A 7217-nucleotide genomic window follows, 5' to 3' on the forward strand; every position below is an offset into this window, starting at 1 on the left:
ACCTGGGCGAACGCAGCAAGATCGGCACGTTCGTGGAGATCAAGAAGTCGCGCATCGGGGCCCACACCAAGGTCCCGCACCTGACCTACGTCGGGGACGCGACCATCGGGGAGCACACCAACATCGGGGCCTCGAGCGTGTTCGTCAACTACGACGGCGTGAACAAGAACCGAACGGTGATCGGCAGCCACTGCCGCACGGGATCGGACACCATGTTCATCGCGCCCGTGACCGTCGGTGACGGCGCCTACTCGGGCGCGGGTACCGTGATCAAGGACGACGTCCCGCCCGGCGCCCTCGCGGTGTCCGGCGGACGCCAGAGGAACATCGACGACTGGGTGATCGAGAACCGACCGGATTCCGGTTCGGCCGAGGCCGCCCTACGTAGCCGGAACGACTCCCAGAAGGACGGACTCACACCGTGAGCGACTGGATCGACAACCAGAAGAACCTGATGTTTTTCGCGGGCCGAGCGCACCCGGAGCTCTCCGACCAGGTCGCCGCCGAGCTGGGGATCGAGGTCACCCCGCAGACCGCGCGCGACTTCGCCAACGGCGAGATCTTCGTCCGATTCGAGGAGTCGGTGCGCGGCTGCGACGCGTTTGTCCTGCAGAGCTGCCCCGCCCCGCTGAACAAGTGGATCATGGAGCAGCTCATCATGATCGACGCGCTCAAGCGGGGCTCCGCCAAGCGCATCACCGCGGTCCTGCCGTTCTACCCGTACGCCAGGCAGGACAAGAAGCACCGTGGCCGTGAGCCCATCTCGGCCCGCCTCATCGCGGACCTGCTCAAGGCCGCCGGCGCGGACCGCATCATCACGGTCGACCTCCACACGGACCAGATCCAGGGCTTCTTCGACGGCCCCGTGGACCACATGCACGCCCAGGGTCAGCTGTCGGACTACGTGCGCGAGCACTACGGCACGGACAACATCGTCGTGGTCTCCCCCGACGCCGGCCGCGTCAAGGTGGGCGAGAAGTGGGCCGACGCGCTCGACGGTGCGCCCCTGGCGTTCGTCCACAAGACCCGCGACCCCAACGTGCCCAACCAGGTCAAGTCCAACCGCGTCGTGGGCGACGTCGAGGGTAAGACCTGCGTGCTGATGGACGACATGATCGACACCGGCGGCACCATCGCCGGCGCGGTCAGGGTGCTCAAGGACGCCGGCGCCGGCGACGTGATCATCGCCACCACCCACGGCATCTTCTCCGACCCGGCCGCCGAGCGCCTGGCCAACTGCGGCGCCAAGGAGGTCATCACCACCGACACCCTGCCGATCCCCCCGGAGAAGCGGTTCGACAACCTCACCGTGCTGTCCATCGCGCCGCTGCTGGCCCGGACCATCCACGAGGTCTTCGAGAACGGATCGGTGACCAGCCTGTTCAACGGGTCCGCCTAGCGTGTCCGCGGACCGCGCGGGGCGCGCCACGATCTACCACAACCCCCGCTGCTCCAAGTCCCGGCAGGCGTTGGAACTGCTGCGGGAGCGGGGGGTCGAGCCGACGGTCATCCGGTATCTCGACACCCCGCCGACGATCGACGAGTTGCGCACGCTCATCGCCGATGCCGGGCTGACGGTCCGGCAGGCCGTCCGCGTCAAGGAGGCCGAGTTCACCGAACTCGGCCTGCTCTCCGCCTCCGATGACGAGCTGCTCGCCGCGATGGTCGCCCACCCGCGGCTCATCGAGCGTCCCTTCGTCGTCACCGGCAAGGGGACCCGGCTCGCACGGCCCACCGCGGCGGTCGAGGAGATCCTCTAGCGATTTGTGGCCGCGCCCGACCCGCCGCTAGGCTGGGCCGGTCATCTCGGCGAGGGAGGACCCCTGGTGGGTCACTCCGTTATCGACGCGATCATTGTCGGTGTGGTCCCCCGGTGGGGCCGCCCAGGCGATCGTCTCGGTCGCCGGGGAGGTCGCCTCACCCACCGAGCGCCACGCGCTCCCCACCGACAGAAGGTTCATCATGGCCAGGGAAGTCAACAACCTCAAGACCCAGACCCGCACCGAGTTCGGCAAGGGCTCCGCTCGCCGCGCCCGCCGCGAGGGCCAGGTCCCCGCGGTGCTCTACGGCCACCACACCGAGCCCCGCCACCTGCTCCTCAACGCCCTGGAGTTCGCCGCCGTGCTCCGCGCCCACGGCACCAACTCCCTGCTCACCCTGGACATCGAGGGCGAGGAGCAGCTCGCGCTGCCCAAGCAGATCGACGTGCACCCCCTCACCCGCATCATCGAGCACACCGACCTGCTGGTCGTGCGCAAGGGCGAGAAGGTCGTCGTGGAGATCGCCCTCACCCTGGTCGGCGATTCCGCGCCGGGCACCCTGGTGACCCAGGACGCCAACTCCATCGAGATCGAGGCCGACGCCACCGAGCTCCCCGAGGGCTTCGACGTCTCGGTCGCGGGCGCGGCCGCCGGCCTCCAGATCACCGCCGCCGACATCGAGCTCCCCGCGGGCTGCACCCTGGTCTCCGACCCGGAGATGCTCATCGTCAACATCCTCGAGGCGCCGTCCGAGGCCGACCTCGAGGCCGGCGAGGACGAGGGCGTCGCGGCGTCGATCGAGCAGGCGCAGGCCGCCGACAAGGCCAGCTCCGCGGAGTGATCCTCCCGCCGCGGCTTCCGGCCGCGGCGACCCGGGCCCGGTACGACGATCGCGTCGCACCGGGCCCGCGGTGTGTCAGCCGCGGATGAGGCCCACCGCCAGGACGAGCATCATCACCGCGATCCCGCCGTCCAGCACCCGCCACGCGCCGGGCCTGGCGAACAGCCCGCGCAGCGCCTTGCCGCCGAAGCCGATGAGCGAGAACCACACCGTGCCGGCGAGGAACGCCCCCGCCGCGAACACCCAGCGCAGGTCGCCGCCCTGCTGATTGGCGAGCGTGCCGAGGAAGACCACGCTGTCCAGGTAGGCGTGCGGGTTGAGCCAGGTGAACGCCGCGCACGCGGCCACCGCCCCCATCGTCGAGGGGATGCGGGCGTCGCCACCCACCTGCAGGCCGCCGCCCGGGCGGAGCGCGCGGACCGCGGCGTACGCCCCGTAGGTCAGCAGGAAGACCACGCCCAGCCACGTCATGACCGTGATGGCCGCCGGCGCCGTCTCCACAAGCGCCCCCACGCCCGCCACGCCCAGCAGGATCAGCGCGGCCTCGGAGAGGACGCAGAACGCGACTATCGGGGCCATCGCCACGTCGCCGCGGATCGACCGCTGGAGGATGTAGGCGTTCTGCGCGCCGACGGCAACGATGAGACCGAGGCCCATGCCGGCGCCCATGAGGAGGGTGGAGGAAGTGGTCACGGTGTCACGCTAGGCACCCGGAAGGCAGTATCGCCACTACAGTTCATGGATTACCATTAGTTCTACTTATGCACCCTCTCCACCTGGACCAGCTCCGCACCCTCGCCGCCGTGGTGGACCTCGGTTCCTTCGAGGCCGCCGCCGGGCACCTGCACGTCACCCAGTCCGCGGTGTCCCAGCGGATCCGCGCGCTGGAGGACTCGGCGGGCCGGATCCTCGTCCGCCGCGACCGCCCGGTGACGGCGACCGAGTCCGGGGAGACCGTCCTGCGGACCGCCCGGCAGATGCTCCACCTGGAGGAGTCGCTCTCCCAGGAGTTCCGCGGGGCCCAGACGGCCGCGGAGCCCGTCGTCCTGGCCGTGGCCTGCAACTCCGACTCCCTGGCCACGTGGTTCCTCGACGCCGCGACCGACGTCCGCTCCGCCGGCCGGGTCACCTTCGACATCCGCCGCGAGGACGAGTCGCTGTCCACCGATCTCCTGCGTCGCGGCGAGGTCATGGCGGCGGTGACCAGCCAGGCCAGGCCCGTCCAGGGGTGTCGATCCGTGCCCCTGGGGTCGATGCGGTACCTGGCCTGCGCCAGCCCGGGATTCGTCGCCCGGCACCTGCGGGAGGGCCCCACCGCCGCGCTCGGCCGCGCCCCGATCGTCGACTTCGACCGCAGCGACGGTCACCAGAACCACCACTACCGCCGGGTCGCCCGCCGCGAACCGACCGGCCCCCGCCACTTCGTGCCCAGCTCGCACGACCACGTCCGCGCGATCGCCGCCGGCCTCGGCTGGGGTCTGGTTCCCGAGCAGCTGGCCACGCCGTGGCTGGTCTCCGGCGAGCTCTCCGAGGTCTCCCCCGACCGACCGCTGGACGTCCCGCTGTTCTGGCAGCACTGGAAGCTCCAGTCCCCGGACCTCGACGCCCTCACGGCCGCGGTCCTCGACACCGCGCGGGCGGAGCTGCGGACCTGACGCGACGTGCGATCCACGCGGTCTGGGATCATGGGCGCGTGAGTACTGCTGACGCCCCCGGCCCCGCGCTCGTGGTGGGCCTGGCCAACCCGGGCCCCGACTACGAGGGGACCCGCCACAACATCGGCTGGGACGTCCTGCTCGAGCTCGCCTCCCGCGCCCTGCCCATGCCCGCGAGCTTCTCCACGCACAAGCGGACCAACTGCGAGATCGCCCAGACCCGGCTCGCCGGCCGGCAGGTGATCCTGGCCCGCCCCCGCAGCTACATGAACCTGTCCGGTGGCCCGGTCGCGGCGGTCGCCAAGTACTACTCGGTCCCGCCCACCGAGGTGATCGTCGTGCACGACGAGATCGACATCGACTTCGGCCAGGTCCGCCTCAAGCGCGGCGGCGGCGAGGGCGGGCACAATGGACTCCGCTCGATCACCAGCGCGCTCGGCACCCGCGACTACCTCCGGGTCCGCGCCGGGGTGGGCCGCCCGCCGGGTCGAATGGAGGTGGCGGACTACGTGCTCAAGCGATTCTCCAAGCTCGAGCAGCCCGACGTCCCGTTCCTCGTCCAGGACGCCGCGGACGCCGTGGAGTTGCTGCTCGAGCACGGGCTGGAGACGGCCCAGAACCGGGTCCACTCCGGGTGAGCGCCCGCCGGTTCGAGCGCGAGGCGGTCCTGGGGGCCGGCGCCGACCTCTTCGACCGCGCGAGCCGGGCCCTGATCCACTGGGACATGCACCGGGGGGCCGGCCTCGTCGTCGTCGTCGACGGCCCCGCCACCCCCGGACGGGTCGTCACCCTCCGCCCCCGGTCCGGCCCCGCCGCCTGGCTGCGGATGACCGCGCCGTGCGAGGTCACCGAGGTGATCGACTCCCCCGACACCCGCGGCTTCACCTACCGCACGCTGCCCGGCCACCCCGAGCGCGGGTGGGAATCGTTCCTCGTCGAGCTCGACCGGGCCACCGGCGCGGTCCGGATGCGGATCGAGGGCGAATCCGCGCACGCCACGCCGCTCGCCCGGCTCGGCGCACCGCTCGCGCGGCTCGAGCAGAACCGGCTCACCCGCCGCCACCTGGACGCGCTGCGCGGGCAGGCCTGACGGACCGGGGCATCCGCCGCGTGCGCGAACCGGGGCGGCCGGGTCCGACACCCCCCCGCGCACCGTGTGACCTCGACTTTCGCGTGCCCCCGGCGCCCCGCGCGGCGCACCGCCGGATTGGGTGCTCGACCGTCCGCGCACGTACCCTGGGATGACCGCGGCGAGGCGCCGCCGGAGCTTCGAGGAGGACGCGTGACGGAGACCGCCGAGGACACCGGTACGACCGGGGGGCCCGCTGGTCCCGTCGGGTCCGGGGCCGGCACGGACGTCCGCTCCGAGGTCGCCCGGCGCCGCACCTTCGCCGTGATCGCCCACCCGGACGCCGGCAAGTCCACGCTCACCGAGGCGCTCGCGCTGCACGCCCGCGTGATCACCGAGGCCGGCGCCGTCCACGGCAAGTCGGGCCGCCGCTCCACCGTCTCGGACTGGATGGAGATGGAGAAGGCCCGCGGCATCTCCGTCAGCTCCACCGCGCTGCAGTTCACGTACGCCCCGGAGGGATCGGATCCCGACGACCCCTACGTCATCAACCTCGTCGACACCCCCGGGCACGCCGACTTCTCCGAGGACACCTACCGCGTCCTCACCGCCGTCGACGCCGCGGTCATGCTCATCGACGCCGCCAAGGGCCTCGAGCCGCAGACGCTCAAGCTGTTCCAGGTGTGCAAGCACAACGGGCTGCCCATCATCACGGTGATCAACAAGTGGGACCGGCCCGGCCAGGCACCGCTGGAGCTGTTGGACGAGATCGCCGAGCAGATCGGCCTGGTCCCCACCCCGCTGTACATGCCCGTCGGCATCGCCGGCGACTACCGCGGGCTGCTTCGCCGCGGCCCCGACGGCGCGCCCGAGGAGTACGTCCACTTCACCCGCACCGCCGGCGGCTCGACCATCGCGCCGGAGGAGCACTACGACCCGGCCGCCGCCGCCGAGCGCGAGGGCGACGTGTGGGAGACCGCCGTGGAGGAGTCCGAGCTGCTGTCCGCGATGGGCCAGGACCACGACCAGGAGCTGTACCTGGCCGGCGAGACCAGCCCGGTGATCTTCGCCTCCGCGATGCTCAACTTCGGCGTCCACCAGATCCTCGACGCGCTGGTCGAGCTGGCCCCGCCGCCCCGCGCCTGGCCCACCGTCACGGGCGCCCCGCGCGACACCTCCGACCCGTTCTCCGCGGTGGTGTTCAAGGTGCAGGCCGGCATGGACGCCGCGCACCGCGACCGCCTGGCGTTCATGCGCGTGGTCTCCGGCGAGTTCGAGCGCGGCATGGTGGTCCAGCACGCGCAGACGGGCAAGCCGTTCACCACCAAGTACGCGCTCACCGTGTTCGGCCGCGACCGCACCACCGTCGAGACCGCCTACCCGGGCGACGTGGTGGGCCTGGTCAATGCCACCGCCCTGGCCCCCGGCGACACCCTCTACACCGGTAAGAAGGTGCAGTTCCCGCCGATCCCGCAGTTCGCCCCGGAGCACTTCGCGGTCCTGCGCACCAAATCGCTCGGCACCTACAAGCAGTTCCGCAAGGCGGTGGACCAGCTGGCCGCCGAGGGCGTGGTGCAGATCCTGCGCAACGACGTTCGCGGCGACGCCAACCCCGTCATGGCCGCGGTCGGCCCCATGCAGTTCGAGGTGGTCACGGCCCGCATGAAGACCGAGTTCAACGTCGAGGTGATCGTGGACAACCTCCCGTACACCATCGCCCGGCGCACCGACGCCGATTCGGCGGTCGAGCTCGGCCGCCAGCGCGGGGTGGAGGTTCTCCAGCGCACCGACGGCGAGCTGCTCGCCCTCTTCGGCGACAAATGGCGCCTGCAGTACATCACCAAGGAGATGGAGCACCTCACCATCGAGCCGCTGGTCGCCGACACCAACTA

Annotated in this window: 9 protein-coding genes; 8 read left to right on the top strand and 1 reads right to left on the bottom strand. The window is 71.5% G+C overall.

Annotation, left to right across the window (positions count from 1 at the left end):
* From B4M60_RS05065 to B4M60_RS05080, 4 genes are all read left to right on the top strand, one after another.
* A partial coding sequence (locus B4M60_RS05065; RefSeq protein ID WP_291080900.1) for a DapH/DapD/GlmU-related protein occupies window positions 1-425 on the top strand: 425 nt, incomplete at its 5' end.
* Window positions 422-1399, top strand: a complete 978-nt coding sequence (locus B4M60_RS05070; RefSeq protein ID WP_291080902.1) for a ribose-phosphate diphosphokinase — start codon at window positions 422-424, stop codon at window positions 1397-1399. The genes B4M60_RS05065 and B4M60_RS05070, both read left to right, overlap by 4 nt.
* A gap of 1 nt (window position 1400) precedes the next feature.
* Window positions 1401-1760 (top strand): arsenate reductase (glutaredoxin), encoded by a 360-nt coding sequence (gene arsC, locus B4M60_RS05075; RefSeq protein WP_291080904.1) that lies wholly within the window; start codon window positions 1401-1403, stop codon window positions 1758-1760.
* Window positions 1761-1962: 202 nt separating this feature from the next.
* Entirely contained in the window at window positions 1963-2601 is a 639-nt protein-coding gene (locus B4M60_RS05080) for a 50S ribosomal protein L25/general stress protein Ctc (RefSeq protein ID WP_291080906.1), read from the top strand.
* A 75-nt stretch (window positions 2602-2676) separates the two neighbouring features.
* Here the strand turns inward: B4M60_RS05080 and B4M60_RS05085 are convergent, their stop codons facing one another.
* Window positions 2677-3294 carry a LysE/ArgO family amino acid transporter gene (locus B4M60_RS05085; RefSeq protein ID WP_291080908.1) on the bottom strand — a complete coding sequence of 206 codons (618 nt, stop codon included), beginning with the start codon at window positions 3292-3294 and terminating at the stop codon, window positions 2677-2679.
* Window positions 3295-3362: 68 nt separating this feature from the next.
* On the opposite strand from B4M60_RS05085, the gene B4M60_RS05090 reads away from it, so the two are divergent.
* From B4M60_RS05090 to B4M60_RS05105, 4 genes are all read left to right on the top strand, one after another.
* Window positions 3363-4256, top strand: a complete 894-nt coding sequence (locus B4M60_RS05090; protein ID WP_291080910.1) for a LysR family transcriptional regulator ArgP — start codon at window positions 3363-3365, stop codon at window positions 4254-4256.
* A 38-nt stretch (window positions 4257-4294) separates the two neighbouring features.
* A complete protein-coding gene (gene pth, locus B4M60_RS05095) occupies window positions 4295-4894 on the top strand; it encodes an aminoacyl-tRNA hydrolase (protein ID WP_291080913.1) in 600 nt (199 codons plus the stop codon).
* Complete coding sequence (locus B4M60_RS05100) at window positions 4891-5346, top strand: DUF1990 family protein (protein WP_291080915.1); 456 nt, start codon at window positions 4891-4893, stop codon at window positions 5344-5346. The genes pth and B4M60_RS05100 overlap by 4 nt, the downstream gene beginning before the upstream one ends.
* A gap of 192 nt (window positions 5347-5538) precedes the next feature.
* Window positions 5539-7217 (top strand): peptide chain release factor 3 (locus B4M60_RS05105; RefSeq protein WP_291080917.1); only part of this gene is annotated, 1679 nt, incomplete at its 3' end.

It is taken from the genome of Dietzia sp. UBA5065, from assembly GCA_002415925.1.
Lineage (GTDB): Bacteria > Actinomycetota > Actinomycetes > Mycobacteriales > Mycobacteriaceae > Dietzia.

Bases quoted from the DNA above. Each gene is read 5' to 3' on its own strand.
- B4M60_RS05080 (WP_291080906.1), top strand. From the start codon at position 1,963: ATGGCCAGGGAAGTCAACAACCTCAAGACCCAGACCCGCACCGAGTTC.
- B4M60_RS05090 (WP_291080910.1), top strand. From the start codon at position 3,363: ATGCACCCTCTCCACCTGGACCAGCTCCGCACCCTCGCCGCCGTGGTG.